Raw genomic sequence first — 26,231 nt, 5'->3', positions numbered from 1 at the left:
GCCGACAAATGAAACGGCTGCTCATTATATTGCCTCTGTTGGTCCTTTGCATTGGTACTGTCTTTGCACAGCGAGTCAATGTGAAAGATGTTACCGCTTCCCAAGCTATTCGTAATCAAGGGTTTACATTGCAAGTAGGAGTTCCTATACTGGGCGCCAACAGGGCAGTGTCGGAACGAAAGTTTGCTCCGCTGGACATCCGATTTCCTTGGGACATTTTTTATCAATACCAAACCTTTGCACCCGAGTTTTTTGAAATATCGAAAGGATACTTTGGTGATAAGGTCCGGCTAAACTGGGAATTTCTAAACAATCAAGACCGCATTACCAGCGTAAAGATATATAGAAGAATATACAGCGACAACTCACCAGGCCCCTTTCAATTGCTGGCCAACCGACCAGGTACTACGACAGAATTTGAAGACGCGTTTGCAGAGGGAGGCGTGCTTTACGAATATAAAGTAAAGGCAGAGGGTATTTTAGATACAGAAATGCCATTCGTGAACTTCATTACAGGCATTGGCTTTCGTTCTCCCACGGCTACGGTAACAGGCAATATCTCCTTTGAAGGCGGAAATCCAGTGGCCGACGTTACGGTTTATGCGGAACCAACCGGTACGCCAAACAATACCGGAAGTGCATTACAGATTCCGGGAGAGAGTGTACTGCCGCTGAACCTGGTTAACCGCCCACTCGAGGGATCGGTGGTTTTCCAAGCTTGGATTAAACCCGATCAGGAGGAAATCAATCCAACAGGTAGGATCTTTCGTATGCAATATTTTGAAGAAACACTGGATGCGCACTATGCTTTTGATGCATCCAATCAAACCTTGCGTATCCGGGTGGATGGATCTACCTTCGAGATAAAAAACTACTTGCCTAACGGGAATATTGACGCACGTGGGGATGATCTCCTTGTGCCCATTGCCAACTTTGTCAATCAATTCACGCACTTCACCATCGTTCTAAAAGACAATGATCATCCGCAGCTATACCTGAATGGCCGAAAAATTGGAAAGGATTATTTAGCGCTGATCAATACTACAGAACGGCTGTTGGATCCTACCTATGCCCGAGGCCCCATGGAGATCACCACCAACAGCGAGCCCCTGGTACTTGACCGTGGAGGAAACCAAGGCAGGTGGCAGGACTTCCGCATGGGAGGAGAAGGACAGCTGATCCTGGATGAAATCCGAATTTGGGACAACCGCGAAAACCGGTTGGACTCTGCCACCATACGACAGGACTTCAAGCGGTATATCGGAGGCAACGATCGATCGCTGATCGCCTATTTTAGAGCCAATGAAGGCACCGGCCGATATGCCTATGATCTCTCAAGAAACGGTTTCGAATACAATAAAAACGATATCCGCTTGTACACAGCTCTTACTCCTGAAGACCAAAGACCCAGATGGGTTCGAGGGGGCGGAAACATTCCCAACAGCGACCAACTGGGCGTGATGGGAATTACCAATAGCAATGGAAACTATGAGATCAATGCCATTTCTTATTCTGGCACCGGGGAATCGTTCAATATTACCCCACTATTCGGTCAGCACAAATTTGATCCCGGCCAGCAGATGGTGTTTTTGGGAAGAGGCTCTGAGGTGGTCAACAGGATAGATTTTACGGATATCAGTTCCTTTATTTTCAGGGGACGGGTCCTGTTTGACACCAGAGGCGTTTTCCCCTCGTTTGTAGAAACCAATGGAGGGCAGTTTGAAAATCTCAGCGAAGGCATTGAATATGTTTCAAACCCCGGGATTATCGATGAGGGGTACAATTATTACGAAAAAGGGGGGCTAACGTATCCAAAGGGCCAGTATTGGTACAACGATAACGGAACACCGGCAGACCCTGACGACGATTACCTGGAGCAATATGCGACCATCAGTCCGCAGGAAATCAGCATTCGCGTGGATGGACAGATTGTAATGGGACCCAATAATCGTCCGGTGCAACCCAATCAGCAAGGAGAATTTGAGATCAGGGTACCCATCGGTGACCACGCGATTTCGGTGGAAAAAACCGGGCACCATTTCTTATTCAACGGCAGATTCCCTGCCGAAGAAGGAGAATTCAAGGAGTTTTTTGAAGATGCCACAGAGACCGTGTATTTTATAGACACCACCCGGGTAACAGTGGTAGGTAAAGTGGTAGGGGGAAGCGTGGAGGCCGAGAAACCGATTGGATTTGGTAGCGAGGGTATCCGGAAAGAAAGGTACCTGGATAGAGAAGGGGTTGAAATAGAACAGGTAATTAGTGCCATCAATAATATAGGACTGGCAGAACTGGTTTTGGACCACCTCCCTGGAGGAAGCAGTCCTACGGAGGAAACCCGGCATAGGTTTCATACCCATCCAGCGTCGGGGGAGTTTAGGATCAAGGTTTTGCCGCTTCAATATGAAATAAATCACTTAAACGGGCTTCGGATTTCTTCAAACCCCACGCTTTCTTTGTTGGAAGCTACTGAAGAGTTGAATTTTGAGCAGATAAGGCCCGAAATAAGCCCGGAGTTTATCCTTCCGGATCAGCGTAAGGTCGTTGGAGATCCCTTTCAATACGAGCTAAGTTTTATTCATCGGTCGATGCCAGTGCTCAGGATCAATTCCCAAACCGTTGACCCAACGCTTCAACTAAATGATTCTACAATCATTAGCACAGAAGGAATGCCCTACCCCATCTTTACGCAATTCAGAGAGTATGAAATCGCTATGAGTAGTTTTGAACGGTATGTAAACTTTGATGGCGGTGAAGAAAAAGAAGACAAGGTACCCATTTTGGATGGGGAAATGGTCGTCAATAACAACCTTGCCTTGGATAATTCAGAGAATTTCCTTAGAGATAAAGAAGACCAAAGCATCATCCGATATACCTTCAAAGCCGGCAGTCCGGCCATTTCGCCCCCCTTTACCAGAAATCTCGACATTCGGTTTCGCATAAATGGGGTGGATTACCCAGCGGAAAATTACCTCAGTGAAGGGATTATTTTAGGAGGGGAATCCGATGGAAGCCAGACCTTTATTACAAAGGCTCCCGATATTCCGGACATAATATTGAGAGATCCCCCAGGTTCGAACAGCTTTGCCGCTATCGAGCAGGGACAACGGGTGAGTTTTACCAGTAGGGTAAGAAATGCGTTTTCTGGTGGACTTTCCTTGAACTTGAAGGTCCTGTTCGGCGTGGAAGTTGCCGCTGGCGGTGGGATAGTTGGTCCTTTAATTACGACCGAAACCATAAATGATATCGCATCCGGAATAAACCTGGTGACAGGATCAACAGATGGGGAGTCGCTCACCAAAACCTATACCTTTACCCAGCGAATGACGACCAGCAACGATCCCAGGTTTGTGGGTGCCAAAGGCGACCTGTACATAGGGCAATCAAAAAACATTGCCTATGGTCAATTTGACAATGTACAGGCCTCCCACGCTCGAATTGGGAGCAATCCCTACCTTGAACTCCAAAATAAAGCGGGTGAAAGCGCCTTTATCAGTACTCAGAAAGCCATATTCTTTAATGAACGGCCTACCGAAACGTTCTTTGTTTATACACAAGATCATATTATCAATCAATTGATCCCAGAACTCGAAAAGATCATAGAAAATTTGGATAATGGCCTTATTCAAGAAGACGATCCCGGCGTGTTAAGAAGAGACGAGTACCTCGAGCAAATTTATCAATGGAGAAAAACCATCCAAGACAACGAACGGGCTAAAAACCTGGCCATAAGGGACAAATTCTTCTTTTCGAGAGAGTCCAGACTATTTTTAGAGGAATACAATACGGATTTAGTGAATTTAATCAATGACTCCGACCTTCAAGGGGCTGGGGCGGGTTCCTACGAAGGCAGATTAAGAAACCGGCTAACCCGCTCGGAATCGTTGTTGGAATTGATCAATCAAAGCCAGGTAAACAATATTTCCTTTGATGCGGGAGCGGGCGAAATTACAAGAACCTTGGAAACAGTAATCGTGAATGAAAACACGAAGGAATTTAACCTTACCATTGACGAAACTTTCGCATTTCGTACGGGATTCCGCCTGAATAAAGCGGGATTACTGATTTCAGGTGGAGGATTTGCCAAGCAAGATATGAATGCCTCCTTCACAGAGGAAAGTGCCTCAACCGTAACCATCTCCTATACCTTGAAAGACCCAAATCCGTTTAACCTTTTTAGTGTAAATGTGATGAACACATTCGACGGAAACGGGCCCATTTTCAGCACGATTGGGGGAAGTACCTCCTGTCCGTACGAAGGGGAGGAACTTTCCCATTTCTATTCCCCCAAATTTCAGGGAAGCACATTCCCTATTTTACCGGTACCGGAGGAGCACCGTGTTCCCCTAAGTAATGCTACCCAACGCATAGAAGTCCCGCAAATCAGCGTGGAAACAGCAGACTTGGCCAATGTCCCAGAGAGCCAAAACGCGGAGTTCACGTTGATCCTGGAAAACAACAGCGCCGCGGAAGTAGACGGGTACTATCAATTGATCGTAGACAATACGAGCAATCCAAACAATGCCATTTTCAATATCAGCCAAAACGGAACGGTGGTATTTATTCCTTACGGGGAAAGGGTAGAATACGCGCTAACGCTCGGCAAATCTATCTCAGATGTCTACGATTACAAGGATATCAAGGTAATCTTGCAGTCTCTTTGCGACCCAATAAACACCTTTGACGAGGTGGTGATTTCCGCCCAATTTGTGCCATCCTGTTCGCAAGTTACCCTGAGCGCTCCTCTCGAAAACTGGACCTTTAACCGAGAGACGGCATTTAACCTGGATGGCAGCAGCAATCCCTTATTGATAAATCTGGGTGGCTATAATCGAAATTTCGGTGGCTTCGAACGCATTGATCTGGAATACCGCCCTCTGGGCTTTCCCACATGGAGCAGGTTGCACACATATTACAACCTGGAAGCCAGCTACCAAAATGCGTTAGCCTCCAACAGGCAGCAGATAAGCCTTATCGCCACCCCAAATCTGACATTCCCATTTGATATTGTGGAAAGGGGCCTTGCCGATGGCCGGTATGAAATCCGGGCCAGAAGCACCTGTACCAATGGTACCGAATTCGTTTCGGAAGTTGCACAGGGAAGGGTAGATCTGAATGCACCCCTGCGATTTGGAACCCCCTCTCCTACCGACGGCATATTATCGATAGGATCAGATCTAAAAGTAAGGTTTAATGAGCCCCTTTTCTTTAATCCCGCAGTATCGTTGGTGGAAATAAAAGGACAAACCAACCAACTCCCGGTAAACCATGCGGTTTCTCTTCGATTCCAGGGGCAGGAAAACGTGATGATCCTGGAAAATCCCCAAATTCTGAATGAGGATTTGACCCTGGAATTCTGGATGAACAATGCCACGGAAGCACCTTCCGCCACGCTGATATATCAGGCCGGAGGATTGGATATTTCACTTGAAAACGGGGAATTGGCCTTCACCCTTGGAAATACCCGGATCAAAGGCCCTATCTCAGATGATGGTCTGTTTCATCATTATACCTTCACATACGATCACCGAAATGGGGATATTAAAATATACGAAGAAGGTACCGTGGTAGCCTCCGGCAATGGAGGCACAACCATGAGTATCGCCTCAAACAACCCCATTGTCCTGGGCGGAAACACCTTTATCGGCAACATCCACTCCGTTAGGATGTGGCGAAGAGCCATTTCCCTGCAAGATGCTTTTGCCAATATGTACAACAAACTACAAGGAAATGAACCAGGTCTCATAGGCTACTGGCCACTTGACGAAGGCAGGGGAACTATTGCCCATGATCTCGCCCGATTCAAACATGCCCGAGTAGAAACGGACTGGGACATTAGACCCAAAGGAACAGCCTATCATTTTGACCAGGCACAGTACATGACCCTGGACAATGTTGGATTTGTACAGCTTACCCCGACCATGGATGCAACGCTTTCATTTTGGGTTAAAACACCAGCAGGTCACGAGGGAACCCTCTTTTCCAATGGGAAGGGCGATGGTACAGACATCCGGCAAAGCAACGGATTTGCCAATAAGTGGGCCATTAATCTGAATGCAGAAGGTAACCTTTCCTTTGCCAGTGAGGGCTTGGAACTTCCCTTGACCTCCACGTCCATTGCAGACGATACCTGGCATCATATTGTCCTATTGCTCAATCGTTCCGGGAATTTAAGAACCCTGGTGGACGCCCAAGAGGTGTCCTCTCACCTGTCAACGGGTATTGGCGGATTTTCGGGAAACCGGATATGGATCGGTGCCAGAGGCAGTGTGTCGCTAGATGGCGCAGAAAACGTGGACCGTCCCTTTCAGGGGCAAATCGACGAATTGAGGCTTTGGAACACACTTAGGAATCTGGAGCAAATCAGCCGTGACAGGTATTTTGAAATCGACGAAACCTCCATCGGCCTACTGCTCTATGCCAGGATGAATGCCCCCGAACAGCTGAATAATAGCGGCCCCAGGTACTTCCATGCCTTTCGCAATAACAGCCTGATCTCGACCCCGGCATTGCTTAGTCACGGAGGGGTAAATTACAGCGCGGACGGTCCGCCGATCAAACCGGTTCGAAACCTGGTAAAATTCCAGGTAAACCAAATCATCAACGAGGATGAGATGATCCTGGAACCGGTTATCAATCGTTGGGCCGAAATTGAAGGTCAGGTATTGGACATCACGGTACACCGAATGTTCGACGGAGCAAATAACCAACAACAATCCCCCGTCACTTGGACTGCCTATGTACAGAAAAACGCCGTCAACTGGTTCGTGGAAGGGCATACAGCGCCTGTGGACCTGGTAAAAGATTCCGAGCAAGACATGACGCTGAACCTGGTTGTTCAAAACCAGGGCGGCACACCACAGTCCTATAGCTTTAGCGGAGTTCCAAGATGGATCAGCCTAAGCAGGACCTCAGGAACGCTCCCCCCGCTTAGCCAGGTAACCATTCAGGCGCATATTGCCCCGGAAATGACGCCCGGGGTTTATACCGAAAACCTGGTCCTGGATACCGATTTCGGATTCCCCCAAAGCCAGGTGGTCAATCTTAGGGTGCTTCCCGAAAGCCCAGACTGGAAAATTGACCCTGCTGCTTTTGATTACAGCATGACCGTAATCGGTAGAGTCAGACTCAATGGTATCTTCAGCCGGGACGGGATGGATCAGGTGGCAGCTTTCCATCAAGGAGCCCTGCGCGGGGTCGGAAATCTCAGCTACGACCCTGCATATGATGAATACTTTATCTTCCTAACGATTTACAGTAACGAGCTCTTCGATGAACCGATTTCCTTTAAAATCTGGAACGCGACCAATGGCACCATTTATGAGGCTACGTTAAACGACCAACTGACTACACCTTTTATGCTCAATAAGGTAATAGGTAGTTTGCAGGCCCCTGGAATAGTCGCGAATACCGAAGTACAGGAACAAGCGATACCACTGAATCAGGGTTGGACCTGGATTAGTTCTCGGGTACACGATCCCCTATTTGCCGATCTTAATCAACTGACCGCCAGCATTAATTTGCATACCGATGACCGTATTCAGAGCCACTCCCCCGCACTTTTGGAGACCTATTACAGAGACGAACTACAGCCTGGCAACAGCACTTGGTCAGGTACCATCAGCAATAGTGGCGGGCTGAGTGCGGAACGTATGTATAAGGTCTATTTACGGGAAGAACAATCGCTCCAACTCCGAGGTAGACCCGTGGATCTATCCGAGTGGTACTTCGATGTGCAACCCAACTGGAACTGGCTCCCCTTCCCAATAGGGCAGAATATACCCGTGAGAGACGCCCTGGCCGGCTTTCAGGCCACAGAAGGTGACCTGATCAAATCCCAGTCCCAATTTGCCATATATGACGCACGTAACGGCTGGAGCGGTAACCTGACCTTTTTGCGGGCGGGAAGAGGCTATATGCTTAAATCTGCAAGTGGTCAGCGCTTTGCCTATCCGTCCATTTTCCATGCCAACCTCCGAACCCAGCCCAATAAAAGCACCCAGGCAATGGCACCGGATGAAGGAGGGCGGATGCAGCCTTCCTGGCTTCAGTATCCGGAAACCATGAATGCCATCGTTCAACTGCCAAAGAGCTACGAACAGGTACTAGTCTATGACGTGAAGGGTGAAATAAAGGGACAAGTAGCGCCCATGGAAATTGTCGGCAAAACCCTAGGCTTTCTCACCATTTATGGTGATCAAAAAGAGAAGCTGACTTTCTATTTGGGGCGGGGAAGCGATGAAACAATGACCTCCACCACCTTTGAGTTTTCGGGAAATACGATCCTGGGCACACTCAGGCAACCCGTAATCCTGCAGGTGGCCGAAAGCCAACTCAACGTGATCCCCAATCCCTTCGACCATAAATTTATGCTTCAATTCGGTGCCAAAGAGGTGCAAGACGTTTTGGTACAAGTATATACCGTGGACGGCAGAAAAGTAGAAGAATCGCTTATCGCCGCCAAAATCGGAAAAAACCAAATAGAATTCCAGCCGGCCATTGCAAGCGGGATGTACATCCTGCGTATCCAGGTCGATGGCCGAGTACTCCACAAAAAGATCATTCGACGATAATGACACGATCCATGCAAAAAATCATCTGTTTCGTTTCGATTGCTTCTATTTTCCTGCCAGCATGGGGTCAGAGCCCGGACTGGAAAGTATCGGAGCAGGATTTCGAACATACCATGTCTTTGGTAGCCTTTGTCAATGTGGACGGAAGAACACTTACCGGCTCCGGGGATCGGGTAGCTGCATTTGTAAACGGAGAATGCAGAGGCGTTGCCGGTTTGACAGAAGTATCCAGCCATCAGGAACATCTGGCTTACCTCACGGTGTTTGGCAACACCAACAATGAAGTCGTGAGTTTTAAAATATATGATGCCACTGCCGATCGGGTCGTCGACGTAGCGCAGCAACTGGTGTTTCGAATAAATGCCCACGAAGGAAACCTGCTCCAGCCCTTCAGCATCGCACAACCTGCACTAAGTGCCGCCGCCTCCATTACCGAGATCAGCCTTGCCGGATTGGAGCCATTGAACGTAAAGGTAGCGGACCAGAAAGTGGTCTTCCTGGTAGAAAAAGACACACCCATATCGGCCCATACCTTGCTATTTACGTTGACTGCCGGTGCCACCCTCTTTTGGAATAATCAACCGGTCATTTCCGGAGAGAATCTCCTGGATTTTTCCCAACCTGTCAGTTTACAACTTCGCTCGGAGGATCGTTCGGTGATCCGGTCATGGACGGTCGCTATTGAGTTTGCCAGTGAACTTTTGGTATACCGGCGAAATGCCACCTGTTTCGAAGCGGGCGCCATTAAAGTTACCGGAAGTAGCGACGGGCAACCCGTTTCGTTGATTCGGAGCGGTCAGGTAATCAGCAGTCGGTCCATGACAGGTGGTGAAGTACTCTTCGATCGCTTGGTACCGGGAACGTATACAGTGCAGACCATAGCATTTGAAAAACTGGTAATCATCGAACAACCATGAAGAACAAGAACACCCTGCTGACAATACTTGTTACCCTTTTACTAACCGCCTGTAGTAGAGATGAGGAGGTTATCATAGAGGCCTTGGGAGTAGATTTTGGCTATCGAAACGGCGAAGTAATCCTTGAGGGCGATTGCGTTGATCCCAACCAAAATTTTGCAGTGCTGGTGCACGCCACCATGGGTAACTTCGGCACGCTTACGCCTCGGGAGTTTGACGTCTTGGTAAACGATATCCTGTATAACGTGACATTTCGGGGAGAGGGCACCAAGCTGATTCCCGTCGAGCTGAAACAGGGTGAAAACATTGCCAGGATTCCGGGAACGAATCACGAAGCACGGCTTGTTAAAAATGCTGCTCCAGCATTTGAACGGGTAGAGTGATGGATTCTTTCCGGTTCGTTTACTACCCGAAATGATTCGGTCCTATTGCCCAAACACTGCTAAAACCCGTATGCATGATACTCAGGACCGTGCTGTCGTTCTTTTTACCTCATGCGATTCAAATACCTCTCCAACAGGGTATGTCCATCTGATCTGATAAAATGGTATTTCCATTTACTGGCTAACAGCAACCAGTGCCGATAGTTTCCTTGTAACTACATTTCTTGCCCTACTACTAGAGTAGGAAAATTACGCAAAACACCAACCAGCATTTTTCTATTCATTGAACGAAAAGTCACCGGGTAGCCGATCAAATCAAGCGGATTTGTGCCGCTCCTTTTCACCTTGGGATTGGACCAATAAAAGAGTCCTGGCAGACGATCCCAACAGAACCAATTCCCTTAGCATTTCTTGGTAAAACCAACCCAAAATCGGATTTCTATGCGATAGGCAAAGGCCAATGGGCCCCAACTGCCCCTCATTCCAAAACTGAAGGCGCAACCAGGTACTTGTCCCGTATGGCTTTTTACTCGTCCAACTCTCGGGCGGTCCAGGGTTTGGTTCGCCCGGAGACCTCCGCACGGGTTTTCGCAACCATTTCCGGAGCAACCGCACGTGATCCGTTACCAAATTCCTTGCGGATGTACGTGAGGACATCAGCGATCTCCTGATCGCTCATTCCACCCATGGGAGGCATGGGAATGGACTGGGTTCCGGCACCGTATTGCTCTCCCGCTACGTCTAGGGGACCGGTAAGCCCATTGAGCACGATTTTGATAAGCTTCGTTTCGTCTCCGGTGACCCGCTTTGAACCCAGCAAGGGTGGATACACCCCCGGCAGACCCTTACCACCTGGCTGATGGCATGCCAGGCAGGCCTTTTCATACAGGGCTTCGCCAGCTGAAACGACCGCAGGTCCCTGATCCAGAAGCTCCCGCAGAAAGTCATTTTGAACCTTGGATGTGGGGTTAAGTTCCCCCTCCTGAAAAGGAGTCTCCCAGAGAAGTTGAAGGGACCTCGCACTCTGCCTCAACGCGTACTGCAGGAAGGGGTCCAACGCGTGTTCGAGCGCTGCGGTTACCAATTCGATCGCTGGGGTCTCCCGCAGGTAGCTGGCGGCTATCACGGCCTCCAGGCGGACCCTGGGGTGGTCGTCATTTACGAGTTCCCGTAGCCGACCAAGGGCTCCACCTTCCATCCGGGACGCCCAGTCTCCCAGCACACGGGCACCATAAGCCCGAATCCGGAAATCCTTCGAATGCAACAGGCGATCGAGCAGCTCCGGTCGAACCGTCTCATGCGCCTGATAAACCCCGATCAATTCGAGGAGAAACCGGTCTTTTCGATCGTGAAGCTCCAACGCATCTGCCGCAGCCACAACCGTTTCCGTTGGCTGGTAATAAAGCAGGCGCTTCGCCTGGTAGCGCAACCATCGCTCCTGAGAACCCAAAAGTTCTAGCAGTTGGCCCTCATCCATTGCGGATAGCTCGGGGTAGGTTAAGGACGACCTGGCATCTGCGGTGATCCTCCAAATACGGCCATGTGACTTGTCGCGACGTGGATCGGCATAGCTCGCCTGGTAGTGACCGATGATCGGATTGAACCAATCTGCCACATACAATGCCCCATCAGGCCCCACAGAGACATCCACCGGGCGAAAGGAATTATCGGCCGAGGTGATCAATCGGGGAAGCTGTCTGGTAGCAAACCCTGCACCTGCATCCTGGAATTGGTGCACTTCCACCACCGATCCGAAGTATCCGCCGATCAGTGCCGCGCCTTGTAGCGCTTCGGGCATGGCTGATGTTCCAATGATTTCCAGGGATGTGGTTTTGGGCGAAGTCTCAAAAAGGGGGCCTACGTCGTGATATTGCTCCGGATTGTTCCTTTGGTAGGCCTTGTTCGGATCCTCATGGTAGCGGGAACCGTCCTGTTCCGGAAAAGGAACCAATCCGGGCACGGTCCAATAGCCTTCCGGGCGGTCTCCGGTCTTGTGAAAGACCTGGCCGTAGTCATCAAACGCGACGCCCCAGCAATTGGCGCCGGCCATTCCTCCTCCGAAGAAACTATCCAATTTTAAGCGGCGGGGGTGATAGCGCCAAACCCCGGCCCGGTCCAGACGGGCAACGCCATGTGGGGTCTCCACGCGGGAAATGGCGTGGAGACCCTGGGTAAACCACAGCGTCCCATCCGGTCCATGCGTAATGCTGTTTACCAATTGATGCGTATCGCCTACGCCAAAACCGGAGAATAGTACCTGCCGCTCATCAGCCTTTTTGTCTCCGTCGGTGTCACGAAGATAAAGAATTCGATCGAAGTCGCACACGTAAAGCCCGTCTGCACCCGGTTCTAAGCCTTGTACCATTTTCAGGTTTTCGGCAAAGCGCCAGGAGCTATCTGCGACCCCGTCGCGGTCACGATCCTCCAGGACTTGAATGTAGTCCTGCGCAGGCATCCCGGCCAGGGTCTGCGGGTAGGAAGGTGAACATGCGACGTAGAGTCTTCCGTCCTCGTCCCAGGCGAATTGCACGGGATTCACGACTCCTTCCAGCTCTGAAGCAAAGAGATTGACCGAATACCCTTCGGCGGTCGTGAACCCGGCCAGTTGTTCTTCTGGTGTCAACGCATCCATCTCACTGTACACCACCGGATCAACCGAGACTCCTGGTGCTTCTTTACCAGCTATCCGGTCATAAATGACGGCATCTGCGTTTTCCACAAGGGGCAGCTGCTGCTCAAAAGCGACCTGTAGCGAGGGCTCAGCCCCGGCCCCCTGCCCATACAGCTGATTCACACGGTCTCCATAGACAAAGGACCAGTTTGCCGGCCGCCAGAAATCAAACCACAGGCGATTTTTTTGAACAATGGCGCGACGGACCTCCTCCGAAGGTAGCTCCCCGATTTCAACATCCAACTGCCGGGCAATTTCCTCACTCACCAAGCGTAACCCCTCCGGTGTCAGGTGGATTCCATTTTCAGTGAGCCGATTCCCGTATGGCATCCTGGTCAAATCCACGAACAGCGCGTTGCGTTGGGAGGCGATCTTTTCCATCGATTTCACATACAACTGAAGGTCGTCATTCCTTTCCCTTAGATCGGGTGCGTGGGAAGCGAGCGGTTTTTCAAAACGGATGGGAGACACCAGCACCAACTTGTGGGTTCGGTGGGAAAATTTTTCCAGCAACTGGTTGTAGGCTGCTTCGAAATCCGCCAGTCGGTTCGGTCCATCCAGTGCTTCCATCTGACCAAATTGAGCCAGGATCACCGTAGCGCCCACCGCATCCAGTTGATCGCTCCAATCCCCGAAGTTCAGGTCACGCCATTGCTCATAGACCAGATCCCCTTCCCAGGCCATCGAACGAAAACGGGGCCGTTGCCTGGCAAAACCTGCCGCCAACAGCGACTCCAATTCGCCCGATCGTTGCTCACGCACAAAATTCTCCTGACCTACAAATACGACCACATCTTCTTCTAGCAACTGGAAGGTGCCGTCTTCGAAGGCAGGAACCGGCGCCCGGGTCTGTACGCTTCCGAAACGGCTCAGGGTAGACTCATTGGATGGGATGACCGTATCATCCAACTCCTCAATATGCAGGTTTCGGAACGAGATTTCTGCGTTGCTGTCGCCATGGATCTGCAAGGCAATGTGTCCTTCCAGCGGAATATCTCGCTCCTGCTCCCGATAGGTAATGGTCCGTTGGCCGTTGAGAAGGATCGTCACCTGCCTGCCACGGGCAATGACTTCGTATCGATTCCATTGGCCCGGCCGCTCAATCGAAGCAACGAAATCGGGGTCTGCTTCCGCCAGGAAACGTTTGCGCCGCGACTCATCGTAGAGGTAGCCCGTATAGCCTGCACCGATATCAGCCTGGTAACCGATCATCTCATTTGCCGGGTGGCTGGTTCGTTGGCTGTGAAACTGTACGCCACCATTTACGAATCCTTCTGTGCCCACAAGCCGGTATTCGAGCCGCAGGTGAAAGTTTTTGTAGACCTTGTCCGTCGCCAGGAATTCGTTGCGCGGATTCCCCTTCAAACTGCCACCCGTAATGACGCCATTCTTAATGCGCCAAACCGATGCTGTGTGGGCATTCCAGCCCCTAAATGAATGCCCGTCAAAAAACGTATCCGAAGGAATTTTGGAGGGAGCACATGCAGACAGCCAGGATGCGAAAAAAACGAGCAGTAAGCATCCAATGTTCCGACGAATAGACGGACAATGGGTTAATGGGAAATTTACCCGCGCCTGACTGGCTAAAGCGGTGATGGGGATTTTTGCGGATTCAATACCAGGATTGCGTTGCCGTTGGCATTTTCTGCTGGATACGCGTTTAGTTTTTGGCATTATACGATCAGTTAATTGGTTCCTTTGTGCAATCGGGTCCGGCAGGGAGTTTTCACTCCCACCTTCCCACGAAACGCCCTAAAAAAACGGGACAGGCTGTCCGCGAAAATCTCCCTTCACACTGCCTGCCCCGATGCATCGGGAGCTCGTCAGGCTGTTGTCACTGTGAATATAGGAATATTCATGATTGGATCGATTTCCAATGATCGAAAAAAAAGGTCGGGGTATTGCTGGTGTGGCTTCTTGCTTCAGGGAAGCGCATTGTAGTTAATAAACTTAGCATATAAGTCCTTCTTTTTCCAATAGTTTAGCTGAATTATTTCCATACTTTTATTCCGTAGCAATTACCCCGCATAACGCTTATACAATGTAGTAGGTTGTATTTCATTTGGGTCAACCGCTACAATTTCCCCGTTCCTTACCACGATCATCGGACTTTTCTTTTGCTTTTTGAATTCGACAAGCTTTCTATAAGTCTCCTCCAGGCCTTTGACTATTTTGTGCCGTTCTCTTTCAACTGTTCTTTAATTCCCATAGTAATTCTTTTATAATTCTTCCCATTGTTTTGCATTGGTACTTGTCTGTTCATTCAACGCTCCTTCAGCGATAACTTCATACCGTACTTCTTTTTGAAATAGGGTTTTTCACTACCGCTGGCGACTATGACTTTGAGGATCTCCTTGCCTTCACTTTCTTCTTCCACCACGTCAAATAGACCCATGGCAGATGGAGCAATATTATTCTTGATGCGGTCTTTAATTTTCAGGGCATCCCCATCGGTATCCGGAACACCCAATACCTTTCCCGTTTTATCAATGCCAAAATAGATCAATCCTCCTTCCCGGTAATTCAGAAAGGCCACCACCTCTTTTTCCAAATTCAGGTCTTTGGTTAGTTGGGCTTTGTATTCTATGCGATTGGTTTCGGGCAGGTATTATTGTCTTTGATAGAATTTGTCTTTACCCCAATTGGCCGGGTTGTTTATGATGTAATCGGTAATGTTACGATATGAATTTTCATTTCGGATAATGTGGTCGTAATAATTGCGTTGCCACAATGTTCCCATTGTTTCGTTTTTTGATTTATAAATATCCAAAGAACCATTGGCGACCAATGATTTATATGCACCAACAATATCCGATACCGTAGGGGCAATCCCTCGCGGTTGCCCATCATTGTATGATTCCCAATCAATGATTTGCGGTTGCCTGGCATTTTGGGCAGGGGTAAACCCTGCCCCTATGGTGGGGGTATGCAACGATATGATCCCGTGAATATGATTGGGCATAATTTGGAAAACATCTATTTGCATATTGTTAAACCGTTCGAATAATTTCATCCATTCATCGTATGCAATTTGCCCGAATTCGTTTAATTGCATCTCATCATTCTCAATATACCCAAAACGGCAAATCATGTCCTGACAACATATTGTAATAAAATACAAACCCTCCCGGCTGTAATCGTACCCTTTTAACCTGATAGACCTGCGATGGTGGATGTTGGGCTTGTATTTCATACCACCTCCCTCTCTTTTTCAGCTTCAACTTTGGTCATTTTTGAAAGAATCGTGGATTCAACCTCCTTGAGTTTAAGACTATATTGTTCGCTCGTTCTCAACTAGTTATGAATTGCTTTCTCTTTCATCGCAAATACTCTTTGTACCTGCAGAGAAGGAACGAATATTTTATAATTATTTAAGTCTCCTGTTGTGATTTGTGACTGTGCTGAACCGCAATCCAATGATCTCACGTTATTATACTTTAAGTAGTACCAGCAGCATCAATTTTTTTGCGAAGCTTGTCAGCCGATTCCCAGAGCGACGCTTCCAGTTGGCCGACCGGTTGTTTCGTCAGTGGATCCTTTGTTTTCTTTGCCATTTACGTTATTACTTTTCTTTGTCAGTTTTTAGAAATACTCACTCTGCAAGGGCGACGGCCAAAAAAAACAGGCTATTTAGCTCGCGGAGCGACAGCCTTTAGCCTTCGGGCAAGTATACTATGCCTTGAATGGTGAATATAGGTCAAAAAGTTGACCGTTGCAACGGATAAAATATTACTTGTGTAACAGGTTGAAGGCAGGAAGGTTCTGCCTCACAATGGATACCTCCACATTTGGCAAGTGAGTGCCGATTTCTCTATCTCCACCAGTTAAATTTTCAACACCTGGTTAGTTCCCTTGATCTGTAAAAAAAAAGCCCTGCCAGTTGAAGCTGACAGGACTAAACTCCCTAAAGTATCTTGGTGAATCTGCACAAAATCTGCACCAAAATCTAGTGACTAGCTGATAATCACATTATCGTGGGCCCACCTGGGCTCGAACCAGGGACCTCCTGATTATGAGTCAGAAGCTCTAACCAACTGAGCTATAGGCCCGATCTAGCAACTACTTGCTGCTACTTATTCCCGCAACAAATCCAGCGCCTTTTCGTCGGTTTTGCCTTGCTTTTGGGACTGCAATGTTACATATTTGATTTTAATTTCACAACTTATACCTGCATGAAAAACCGTCCGGAAATCCAACATTTGATCTTTGACCTGGGAAATGTGATCTACGATATTGACTACCAACGAACCTTTGACAAACTCTACACCCGACTGCCGGCCGACAAACATCCCCTGGTCAGGGAGTTTATGGTCTCCCCCATCCACATGGACCTGGAAACCGGCAAAATCGACGAGCCGGGCTTCCGAAACGGGGTGCGGGACTACTTCTCCGCCGACTGGGAAGATACCTGGATCGACGAGGTCTGGAACAGCCTGCTCGTGGATATCCCGCAGGAACGCATCGCCCTGCTACTGCAACTCAAACAACGCTACCCCCTGTACCTGCTGAGCAATACCAATTCCATCCATTTTAAAGTAGTGGAACAGGTTTTTTTACAAAAACTCCCCGAAAACACCTGGCCGCAGCTCTTCGATCACTTGTTTTTAAGCCACGAAATGGGCCTGCGCAAACCGGGGGAAGCCATCTACCAATCGGTGCTGCAAACCATGGGCGCCAAACCGGAAGCATGCCTGTTTTTTGATGACTTGAAAGAAAACCTTTTGGGAGCGGAGAAGGTTGGCATACAAACCCACCACATCGACCATCCAAAAGCGCTGATCCATTTTTTCCAACAACATGTATAGCACCAAAGACTACCTAAAACACGGAATCCTTTTTCTTTTAACCTTGGTCGCCACCACCCTCGCCGGAGGGGAATGGCTGTTTGGACGAAGCATCCTCTCCAGCGAAAAACCCCTCACCTGGCCCTACTTCTTGCGCTCCCTGGAATTTTCCATCCCCTTTCTGGGCATCTTGCTGGTACACGAACTCGGGCATTTGCTGACGTCCATCTACCACCGGGTACGGGCTTCCCTCCCTTTCTTTATTCCAGCCTGGCTGGGATTTATCGGCGCGCCCTCCATCGGTACCTTCGGCGCCGTAATTCATATGAAAAGCCTGGTCAGCAGCCGTAAAAAGTTTTTTGACATCGGCGTGGCCGGACCCCTGGCGGGCTTTGTACTGGCCATCGCCGTATTGGCCTATGGATTTACCCACCTGCCGGAGGCTTCCTATATCTACGAAATCCACCCCGAATACGCAGATCCCAACTACGACAAAGCGGCCGATGAAAACGTGATGGACCTGGAACTGGGCTACAACCTCTTGTTTTGGCTGATGCAGGAAACCCTGGCTGACCCGGACAGGATGCCGGAAATGGCCGAGGTGATCCATTACCCCTACTTGTTTGCCGGCTACCTGGCCCTGTTCTTTACGGCCATTAACCTGCTGCCCATCGGGCAACTGGATGGAGGGCACGTGGTCTTTGGGATCTTTCCCAAACAGCACAAGGAACTGTCCCTGATCGCCTATACGCTGTTTTTGTTTTTTGCCGGACTGGGCGTGGTAAGCCCATACGAGGATCTGAATTACCTGATTTTTGCCCTTCCTCTTTACATCGGCTTTCTTTACATATGTTTTCGAAAAGCAGGAATTTCGAATACCAACCAATGGATAATCGCTTTGGGAATGGCCGCGATTCAGTACACCCTGGCTAGTTTTTTTCCGGGTATTCAGGGCTATTCCGGATGGTTGTTGTTTGCCTTTCTAATTGGCAGGGTATTGGGAATTAATCATCCAGAAGTACCGGATGGCCGACCTTTGGACCAAAACAGAAAAATCCTGGGATGGATTGCTATCGTGATTTTTATCCTCTGCTTTATCCCCAAACCTTTCATGATCGAGTAATGGTTATTTAGTTAAAATGCTTGAAAAAATCCCCCTTGCCCCCTTTAAAAAAGGGGGATTTGCTTTCGATCAGATTTTTAGGTACGTTTCTGGCGTTAAGATTTGTTCCTGGACCTTGCTGGACCGTAGCAGCCCTGCGCTACCCGGGAAATGCGAACTCGCGAGATTTCAGTCCTCTTCCTCCAATTCCCGATACGCCAAAATCCCACCCAGCACGTTTCGCACCTTGGGAAATCCCTTGCTTTCGAGAAATTGCTTGGCATTGCCACTTCTGGCGCCCGAACGGCAGTGGATGATGATCTCTTCTTCTTTGTGGGGCTCCAATTCGGCCAACTTGTGCGGCAGTTGGGCCAGCGGTATCAGCCAGGCGCCGAGGTTGTCTTCCTCGTATTCGTAGGCCTCCCGCACATCGATGAACACAAATTTTTCGTTCTTATCCAGCCGTTCTTTTAATTCGTCTACTTCTATATCTTTCATTGCTTATTTAACGATTATACGCTCAGTAACCACGCGGGTACCCTGCGTGTATTTGATCAGATACAGTCCCTTTTGGACAGCTGTAAAAGTAAGCATTTTCCCATTTTTATCCCCTTCCTGTGGAATTTTTATCTCCCTTCCCTGAAAATCGTAAACAGCCACATCCTGTACCTCTCCCTGAATCCACAGGCGCTCCGATACGGGATTGGGATACAGGCGGACTTCCGGGTCGGCTACCCCGGGATCGTCCGGAAGCAATTCCGTACTCAGATGCGGCCGAATCATCAGGTTGCCTCGTACCTCTTCGTTTTGCTGCCAGGCACCCAACACGTTGTAAAAGATCCGCTCGCCGGTATCCCCGCTTTTGTCCAGGCCCAGGTGCAGGTAGTCGTTGGAAAATTGGGTATATCCTACGTAAAACGTATCTTCCACCAGTACCGTGGTATCGATGGGAAAAAAGGCAAAGCCATCCGGACCAGCCTCCGCAGGAATGACCACCTCCTGCCGCAGCAGAGGCTGGTTTTCCAGGGAATCCCAAACCATCAATTCGATGCCGTTGCCACGTTGCAGGGCGTTGGTAAATTTTATACTGACCCCGGTCAAGCGACCCGGATTCAGTGCCCGGTACTGCAATGCCAGCATGCCGCCCCGCTGATTGATTCCCGCCGCGTAATCTGCCGAACCATCGTCGTAGGCATAAAAATCCCGAAAGGGAATGACGATGCGGCTGGTATCGTTTATTCGGAAATCCACCGTTTCCTGAAACACGGTGTCTTCGCCGGTAATGGACTCCACCAAAAACCCGTCTCCCGCCGAAAGCTGCACCTGTACCTCCAGGTCAAAGGGGCTGTCAGTCAGTAATTCGAGTTCCTCGGACAAGCTGCTGAAAAAATCCCTGCGTTCCAGCGCCTGAGGCACGGGATTTATCGGGCTGTTTTGGTCCGGCCGGGCAATCAGCCGCCCCGAGGCCAACTCCCGCAACTCCACCGTGAACTCCATGGCCCGGAAGCGGTTGGTCAGGTTCTTAAACTGGCTTTCCACCCTTCCGGAAACCTGATCTGCCGTAAATTCAAAATGGGGAATGGCGTAATAGGGCGCAAAAGGGCTGCCGGGTAGCCGGGTCAGTGCCCGGTCGCTTCGAAACAGGTCCTGCGCATTTCTACCTTTGTTGAGAAAAACGTAATCGAGCACCCAGGTATCAAATGGACCGGACAGGCGGCCGGTTTGGCTGAATTTGAACCGGAAATCCACATGCTGGTACGCGGGCGGTACGGGAAGGATCTCCTGTGCAAATTCCATATCGGAGAGGTCCTCTCCGCCCTGTTGGGTCCAGACAGGTACCCAGTCACCTTGTGCATCCAGAAAGGACAAGACCAGGGCATCCTGCGCATCCGGATGTTCTCCCCTGCCGCCTGCCTGCCAAAAAAAACTCAGGTACACGCTGCCTTCATCGGCAACACTGATCCCGCTCAAATCGATGGGATGGGATGTCAGGGCATCGCCCTCTCCGTTTTCCAATGCGTTTCGGGAATAGGGGTTGCCACCGGCATCTACCCCATCCAAATACACCACGCCCAGCGAGGGGGGATTGATGCCGATGCTGTAGGAAGGAAAAGCACCCTGGGTTTCCCACTTTTCCTTCGACAAACTGCCGCTGGAAAAATCGTCCCAAAAGGGCAAGTTCAGAGGAACCTCTTGCGTCCGCATCGCGCGCTTATCGGGCAGTTCCTGCGGATTGCCGGGTGCCAGGGGCAATTGGCGAAATTGCGCCAGGGCTTCCTGCTGAAGCACCAGCCCTAGCAACACGAGGCAGCAAGAACCGAGGATTCCGTTAGCGGTCATTCAATCGTTAATTCATCGGTAAGTTTGGACACCCACACATCCACCCGCTCACCGGTCTTCATGTCCAGTCCGGGAGGAGGCAACTGCTTGATGACCGTCCCCTTGGGTACGGTGTCTATTTCAACGTAATTGATGGTCCCCATGCTCAGGCCTGAGCCAAGAATCAGGAATTCGGCTTCCACATCGTCCATTCCGATGATATTGGGCATTTCCAAAATTTGATTGCCCAGTCCATCTCCGACCACCAAATCTATTTGCGAGCCTTTGGGAATCTCAAAACCTTCTTTGATCTCCCTTCCCCGGTATTTTTGCTCCAATACGGCGTTCAGGCCGATGTCCGGCACGTACACGATGTCTCCCCGGACCAGGCCAAAATTTGCCAGGATTTCCTGTGCATTCTTCAGTGGGGTGTTGACCAGATTGGGCATGCGAACCATGGGGGCATTTCTGGCATTGAGGGTCACGTAGATTTTCCGGTCCTGCTTGACTTTGGACCCGGGTTTTGGGTTCTGCTTCAGCACCTCCAGGGGTTCGGCCTCGGCCACAAAACCACTGTCGGGCTCGATTTCCAGCAAGAGTCCCCTGCCTTCCAGGTAGGACCGCACCTCCTCGTAGTCAAAACCCTCCAGATCGGGCACCGTTACGGATTCACCGTGGTGGGTGTATCCCGGCAAATAGATTTTAAAAAACACCAACAAGAGGGCAAACGCGATCCCCATGATGATCAATAGGTGCATGCCTATTTTTTTTAATCCTGTTTTTAATTCACTCATCGTAGTACACCTTGTGTCCCGGTACGGCCAATCGGCTTCCCGGATTGATTCCTAACTAGCGGCAAATTACAGCTATAATTTTAGAAGAAGTAGGATAAAGCGGGTATTTTTACGATAAAACGTGCGTTTCGACGGTTTGGTATCATTGAATAAGCAATCTTTTCACCTGGGTCCAGCGTTCTCCGGTAATCTTCACGACAAAGAATCCCGGACTCAACAGCGCCTTGCTAAACGAGTAGGTTTGGTTGAGGGTGTTGGGAAACAAGTTATCGTAGGCCAATTGCCCGGAAGTGGTGTAAATCTGTACCCGTACGTCCTCGTAGTCTTCCAGGTTGAATGCCAGATTGAACACCTCGTTTGCCGGATTGGGATAAAGCAACACCTCATCGGAATCCGGCACCACCGGCTGCGGATTATCTGATAGAAACAGTTCGATATCGTCCAGGTACAGCACGGATTCCGGACGCCGCACGCCTTCCACCTTGAAATACACACGTAAATCCTCCAGTCCTGCATAGTCATTCAGGTTGATAAAGGCCGACTCAAAGGAGTCCTTCGATTCCGGAAAAACTCCCGATGGGCCGGGAAGCGTTTGCAGAGCATTGCCGTTCTGCTCCCAGATCTGAATTCCGCTTAGGCCCCCGTTCGTGCTGAGCCACACGGAAAGGGATCCTTCTTGTTGGGCGAGCCCGGACCCTGCCCAGTCAAAAAACAGGCTGGCACGGGAAGTTCCTGCCAGGGAAAACTGAGGTGAAGCCAGCCAATAGGTATTGTCCGGCTCCATCCGGGTAAGTACCAGCAATTCGCTTTCTCCGTTGCTTTCCGTATAGGGCTCCCAAGCCAATTGATTCGATTCCGGATTGATGCTTACCCAGTCCTCAAACTGCTCCGGCCGGTCAAAATTCGCCCGCCAGGGACTGCGTACCCGGGTGCTATCAAACACCAGGTAGTGCCGCAGCTCGTCGGCCGCCGGTTGGTTTTGATCAAAATTGGGATCACGCAAAACATAATCCAGTCGGTTTAACCCCAGGCGTAGCCGGTTGTCATTGGGCAATGTTACGGTGGCCGAAGTGCCCGCCGGTAGCTCCTCCTCTACCACCAGCGTGTCGGTGGTGCTGATATTGGTCGTGCGGACTACCCGAAACCGTTCGATATCAAGGTTCCCAACATTTTGCACGACGAGCCGTTCCCTTCCCTGATCCCGACCCACCACGGGCAAGGGATTTTGCAGGGAGGTCAGCTCAAATTCGTAGGTGAAAATCTCCTCCGGCTCCACGCGAATGTCTTTGATGTACAGGTTATTTCCAAAGCCGTTGATGGAAACAAAGGCGATCCGCACGTCCGGATTGCCTGCGTAGGGAGACAGGTTGATAATCTCCTTCCGAAACTGCCCGGAGTTGGTCGGAACAAATTCACTAAGGGTCTCTGGCTGAGTGGCCAGGCTTTCGGCGGTTTTATTATATGCCGCCGACAACAGATCAAAGGTATTGCCGCAATCGGTAGAAATGGCCACCAGAAGGCTTTCCTGAAGGGTTGGGTTATCGTAGGGTGCATAGGCCATTTCAAAGGACAGCTGTGGCCGGGGGAGATTCGTCAGGTCAAACCGCGGGCTGATCAAGTAGTCCAGCTCCCCGCTTCCGTTGTAATTAAAGCTGTTTACGTAAAACAGTTCTTGCTGCGTTCCGTCTTGGAGGAGGGAAATAGGTTGCCAGGTAATGGAATTATCGGGATTCAGGATGTCCCAGCCCGTTTGGGCAAGGTGCCCCGGATAGGCATAGGGTAAATTTTCTTCGCGAACCAACCGCGCATTGGTCTGAATGCGGTTATTAAACGGATTGCCGTCTGTACGGCCATTTACCTGAGCGATGCTGACCTCCAGGTTGTTTTCCAGCCCCGGGAAAAGTACCGGGTCGAAGGTAAGGTCCGCCTGTTCCTCCGATGCCAGATTTACGGCAAAGGTCTGACTGATCAACACCTGCCCGTTCAAGGCCAATTCCAACGCGACTGACGTTACGGTGGATAATCCGGTATTGAGCACGCGCACCTTTGTGGGAACCTCTTCGGAGCAGTTAAAGCCCACCGGCGAGAGGAATTTTTCGAGTGCCAAATCCAAATCGAGCATTTCCGGCTCCTGCAGGGCACGGCTGGTAAGCAGGGAATTTCTACGCGGACTAAAGGCCAACACCGCCTCCATGCGTTCTACCTGACCAGCTGTAAACAAACTCATGCACCGGTCGGGGGTATAATCCATGAAATTCTCTACCATATCCCGGGAATTGCAGGTTTCCCGGGGAGTGGGCGAGCAAACGGCATTGAATCCGTTCTGCAGAGGTGTATCTGCGACAAAATCGTCTACTTCACAACCCCCGTCTCCCCAAATATGCCGCAGGCCAAAAAAATGGCCCAACTCATGGGTAGCGGTCCGTCCCCTGGAACTTTCCGTAACGTTTCCCAGGCTGCCGAAATGGAAGGTATCGATCCCGATTCCGTCCATTTCCCGAAAGGTAGGCGGATTGGTCAGCCCTTCCAATTCGTCAGAAACGGGAAAACTGGCATAGCCCAACTGGGTGGGCACCAGGGGAAGCACCCAGATATTTAGGTATTCTTCCGGAGGCCAGGACACCATGTCGGCGACCAAGGCGGCATCCCGGGAACTGTATTCGTCCTTGGGTCCTTGTACCCGGTTGATGCCATTGGTAGGCAGGCCATCGGGCCGTTGTTTGGCCAGCACAAACTCCAGGTTGGGACTGGCTGCCACGCCTAAAAATTCGGTGGGCGTGTTGGAAAAATCCGGGTTTTGTTGTTGAAAGTCTTCGTTGATGATTCGGAGTTGATCCAGAATCTGAGCTTCGGTGATGTTGGTACCCGATCCCACCGACTCTCCTTTGTGAATCACGTGGATGACGACGGGAATCTGCCGGAGTCCCTCGGACTGTCGGCGGCTGTTCCGGGAAAGCTCGCTGAGTTGCTCTTTTTTGGCGTCCAGCCAGCCTTCAAAGTAGACCCTAGAGCCAAAATAGCCCAGCTTATCGGCTTGCTTTTTTTCGATAAAAACAGCCCCGCAACGCTCCGAATGAACGTGTGCATCCGGCAGGGAGGGGAAGCCCTGCCCGGAAACCAGACCTTCATACCCCAGAAAAAAGAATAGCACTGATACCGCAATCCGTATCAGTGCTTGAATGTTTTTTGTTACCATTACAGGATCCGCATCAGGCCACTTCAACATTAACCGCTTCCACTTTGGTGATTTCCGGTATGGCTTTCTTGATGGCCTCCTCGACGCCCGCTTTTAGAGTCATGGTGGACATGGGGCAGGAACTGCAAGCGCCGGTCAATTCGAGCTGCAAAACCATGTCGGACGAAAGCCCGATTATCCTGACATTCCCTCCATCCGCTTCCAAATAGGGCCTGATCGTATCCAACGCAAGCTCGATTTGATCTTTATATTGTTCCAGCATTATCTATACTTTTATCTGTACTACCTCTGTTTTACTCATTTCCGCATTCCGGATAGCCACCTGCCGGGCCACATTTTCGGCAAATTGGCCAAAGGCCTCCCCAATCAACCCTTCTTTCATCACGGCAGGATACCCGCTATCGCCACTTTCCCGAATGCCCTGTACCAGGGGGATTTCACCCAGGTAGGGCACCTTGTATTTATCTGCCAGTCGTTTACCGCCACCTTCACCGAAAATGTAATACTTATTATCCGGCAACTCTGCGGGTGTAAAATAAGCCATATTTTCCACAACTCCTAAAACCGGAACGTTGATCTGGGCCTGCTGAAACATGGTAAGCGCCTTGGTGGCATCCGCCAGGGCTACTTTTTGCGGGGTAGTCACGATTACCGCACCCGTCACCGGCACGGTCTGCACCATGGTCAGGTGAATATCCGAGGTACCCGGCGGTAAATCAATCAACAGGTAATCCAATTCTCCCCATTCCACATCACCAATAAACTGCTTCAATGCCGAACTGGCCATGGGTCCTCTCCACACCACGGCACTCTCTGCCGGCGTCAGAAACCCGATGGACATCAATTTGACTCCATACTGCTCGATGGGTAGGATAACGTTTTTTCCGTTCTCTTGTTTGATCGCGGGTTGTTCGCCCTCTACATTGAACATGGTGGGCACGGAAGGTCCAAAGATATCGGCGTCGATCAAGCCAACCCGGGCACCCGATCGGGCCAGCGAAACGGCCAGGTTGGACGAGCAGGTACTCTTTCCCACACCCCCTTTGCCAGAAGCTACCGCAATGATATTCCTTACCTTGGGCAAAAGCGGGGCATTGTCCCGAACAGTGGTGACATTTGAAGTCATGAATATATCGGTCGCCACCGCATCTCCAAAGGCCTTTTTCAGCGCCTCTTCGCAATTCATCCGAATAAGCTCTTTCAGGGGACAGGCTGGGGTAGTCAATACCACCTTAAAGCGGATGGTCTGATCAGCCGTAATTTCCAGGTCCTGAATCATTCCCAGCGTAACCAAATCCTTTTTCAAATCCGGGTCTTCTACCGTTGCTAACGCTTTTAGTATGTTTTCTTTAGAAAGGGTCATTCCTGTTCTGTTGATTTGGCTGCAATTTAGGGTTAATCTGCCGTTTATTAAAATTAAAACCGGAGGTAATCCCTCCTTCGTTACCTCAACTTTAGCCGGTAGAAAATAGTTTCTTTTTGGGAAAAGATA

The 26,231-nt window shown here is 50.1% G+C and carries 15 protein-coding genes and 1 tRNA gene; 5 read left to right on the top strand and 11 right to left on the bottom strand.

Annotated features, from left to right (window positions below):
* The first annotated feature begins 8 nt into the window (after positions 1–8).
* From BMW71_RS00540 to BMW71_RS00530, 3 genes are read left to right on the top strand one after another with little or no spacing between them, the layout of a single operon-like run.
* Positions 9–8,573, top strand: coding sequence for a LamG-like jellyroll fold domain-containing protein (locus BMW71_RS00540; RefSeq protein WP_092168015.1), 8,565 nt, complete (start codon positions 9–11; stop codon positions 8,571–8,573).
* Between the two features lie 11 nt (positions 8,574–8,584).
* On the top strand, positions 8,585–9,490 hold the full coding sequence (locus tag BMW71_RS00535; RefSeq protein WP_143057510.1) for a hypothetical protein: 906 nt from the start codon (positions 8,585–8,587) through the stop codon (positions 9,488–9,490).
* Positions 9,487–9,873 (top strand): hypothetical protein, encoded by a 387-nt coding sequence (locus BMW71_RS00530; protein ID WP_092168010.1) that lies wholly within the window; start codon positions 9,487–9,489, stop codon positions 9,871–9,873. Before BMW71_RS00535 ends, BMW71_RS00530 begins: the two co-directional genes overlap by 4 nt.
* Before the next feature lie 526 nt (positions 9,874–10,399).
* Here the strand turns inward: BMW71_RS00530 and BMW71_RS00525 are convergent.
* The 5 genes from BMW71_RS00525 to BMW71_RS00505 all read right to left on the bottom strand — a co-directional run bounded on the left by BMW71_RS00525 (position 10,400) and on the right by BMW71_RS00505 (position 16,593).
* Positions 10,400–14,218 (bottom strand): PVC-type heme-binding CxxCH protein, encoded by a 3,819-nt coding sequence (locus BMW71_RS00525; protein WP_092168008.1) that lies wholly within the window; start codon positions 14,216–14,218, stop codon positions 10,400–10,402.
* Positions 14,219–14,807: 589 nt separating this feature from the next.
* On the bottom strand, positions 14,808–15,131 hold the full coding sequence (locus tag BMW71_RS00515) for an AlbA family DNA-binding domain-containing protein (protein ID WP_262485665.1): 324 nt from the start codon (positions 15,129–15,131) through the stop codon (positions 14,808–14,810).
* 21 nt (positions 15,132–15,152) lie between these two features.
* Positions 15,153–15,737 (bottom strand): transposase, encoded by a 585-nt coding sequence (locus tag BMW71_RS00510; RefSeq protein WP_092168006.1) that lies wholly within the window; start codon positions 15,735–15,737, stop codon positions 15,153–15,155.
* Between the two features lie 101 nt (positions 15,738–15,838).
* Complete coding sequence (locus BMW71_RS24075) at positions 15,839–15,970, bottom strand: hypothetical protein (protein WP_143057509.1); 132 nt, start codon at positions 15,968–15,970, stop codon at positions 15,839–15,841.
* 549 nt (positions 15,971–16,519) lie between these two features.
* Positions 16,520–16,593 (bottom strand) — tRNA-Ile (locus tag BMW71_RS00505).
* Positions 16,594–16,716: 123 nt separating this feature from the next.
* On the opposite strand from BMW71_RS00505, the gene BMW71_RS00500 reads away from it, so the two are divergent.
* Both BMW71_RS00500 and BMW71_RS00495 read left to right on the top strand, forming a co-directional pair.
* Positions 16,717–17,349 (top strand): HAD family hydrolase, encoded by a 633-nt coding sequence (locus BMW71_RS00500; RefSeq protein WP_092168003.1) that lies wholly within the window; start codon positions 16,717–16,719, stop codon positions 17,347–17,349.
* Positions 17,342–18,451, top strand: coding sequence for a site-2 protease family protein (locus BMW71_RS00495; protein WP_092168000.1), 1,110 nt, complete (start codon positions 17,342–17,344; stop codon positions 18,449–18,451). Before BMW71_RS00500 ends, BMW71_RS00495 begins: the two co-directional genes overlap by 8 nt.
* Before the next feature lie 168 nt (positions 18,452–18,619).
* Here BMW71_RS00495 and BMW71_RS00490 read toward each other — a convergent pair whose 3' ends face one another.
* The 6 genes from BMW71_RS00490 to BMW71_RS00465 form a co-directional block, all read right to left on the bottom strand.
* Positions 18,620–18,928 (bottom strand): rhodanese-like domain-containing protein, encoded by a 309-nt coding sequence (locus BMW71_RS00490; protein WP_092167997.1) that lies wholly within the window; start codon positions 18,926–18,928, stop codon positions 18,620–18,622.
* Between the two features lie 3 nt (positions 18,929–18,931).
* The gene (locus tag BMW71_RS00485) at positions 18,932–20,770 is read right to left on the bottom strand and encodes a T9SS type A sorting domain-containing protein (protein ID WP_092167995.1); all 1,839 of its coding nucleotides are present in this window, start codon (positions 20,768–20,770) and stop codon (positions 18,932–18,934) included.
* A complete protein-coding gene (locus BMW71_RS00480; RefSeq protein ID WP_092167992.1) occupies positions 20,767–21,543 on the bottom strand; it encodes a PASTA domain-containing protein in 777 nt (258 codons plus the stop codon). Before BMW71_RS00480 ends, BMW71_RS00485 begins: the two co-directional genes overlap by 4 nt.
* Positions 21,544–21,685: 142 nt before the next feature.
* On the bottom strand, positions 21,686–24,739 hold the full coding sequence (locus BMW71_RS00475) for a M43 family zinc metalloprotease (RefSeq protein WP_218145542.1): 3,054 nt from the start codon (positions 24,737–24,739) through the stop codon (positions 21,686–21,688).
* Positions 24,740–24,752: 13 nt separating this feature from the next.
* Entirely contained in the window at positions 24,753–25,001 is a 249-nt protein-coding gene (locus tag BMW71_RS00470) for a NifU family protein (RefSeq protein WP_092167988.1), read from the bottom strand.
* A 3-nt stretch (positions 25,002–25,004) separates the two neighbouring features.
* Positions 25,005–26,102: an Mrp/NBP35 family ATP-binding protein gene (locus tag BMW71_RS00465; RefSeq protein WP_092167986.1), complete on the bottom strand. Its 1,098-nt coding sequence runs from the start codon at positions 26,100–26,102 to the stop codon at positions 25,005–25,007.
* Positions 26,103–26,231 lie beyond the last annotated feature (129 nt).

This window comes from Cyclobacterium xiamenense, from assembly GCF_900109255.1.
GTDB classification, from domain to species: domain Bacteria; phylum Bacteroidota; class Bacteroidia; order Cytophagales; family Cyclobacteriaceae; genus Cyclobacterium; species Cyclobacterium xiamenense.
The sequence above is the reverse complement of the archived record's forward strand: the minus strand, read 5'-3'. Positions and strand labels throughout refer to the sequence as shown.

What these genes read in the sequence shown, in the direction of transcription:
- BMW71_RS00500 (WP_092168003.1), top strand. Translation starts at nt 16,717, where the DNA reads ATGAAAAACCGTCCGGAAATCCAACATTTGATCTTTGACCTGGGAAAT.
- BMW71_RS00530 (WP_092168010.1), top strand. Translation starts at nt 9,487, where the DNA reads ATGAAGAACAAGAACACCCTGCTGACAATACTTGTTACCCTTTTACTA.
- BMW71_RS00540 (WP_092168015.1), top strand. Translation starts at nt 9, where the DNA reads ATGAAACGGCTGCTCATTATATTGCCTCTGTTGGTCCTTTGCATTGGT.
- BMW71_RS00485 (WP_092167995.1), bottom strand. Translation starts at nt 20,770, where the DNA reads ATGACCGCTAACGGAATCCTCGGTTCTTGCTGCCTCGTGTTGCTAGGG.
- BMW71_RS00470 (WP_092167988.1), bottom strand. Translation starts at nt 25,001, where the DNA reads ATGCTGGAACAATATAAAGATCAAATCGAGCTTGCGTTGGATACGATC.
- BMW71_RS00475 (WP_218145542.1), bottom strand. Translation starts at nt 24,739, where the DNA reads ATGGTAACAAAAAACATTCAAGCACTGATACGGATTGCGGTATCAGTG.
- BMW71_RS00535 (WP_143057510.1), top strand. Translation starts at nt 8,585, where the DNA reads ATGCAAAAAATCATCTGTTTCGTTTCGATTGCTTCTATTTTCCTGCCA.
- BMW71_RS00525 (WP_092168008.1), bottom strand. Translation starts at nt 14,218, where the DNA reads ATGCCAAAAACTAAACGCGTATCCAGCAGAAAATGCCAACGGCAACGC.
- BMW71_RS00490 (WP_092167997.1), bottom strand. Translation starts at nt 18,928, where the DNA reads ATGAAAGATATAGAAGTAGACGAATTAAAAGAACGGCTGGATAAGAAC.
- BMW71_RS00465 (WP_092167986.1), bottom strand. Translation starts at nt 26,102, where the DNA reads ATGACCCTTTCTAAAGAAAACATACTAAAAGCGTTAGCAACGGTAGAA.
- BMW71_RS00495 (WP_092168000.1), top strand. Translation starts at nt 17,342, where the DNA reads ATGTATAGCACCAAAGACTACCTAAAACACGGAATCCTTTTTCTTTTA.
- BMW71_RS00480 (WP_092167992.1), bottom strand. Translation starts at nt 21,543, where the DNA reads ATGAGTGAATTAAAAACAGGATTAAAAAAAATAGGCATGCACCTATTG.
- BMW71_RS00510 (WP_092168006.1), bottom strand. Translation starts at nt 15,737, where the DNA reads ATGAAATACAAGCCCAACATCCACCATCGCAGGTCTATCAGGTTAAAA.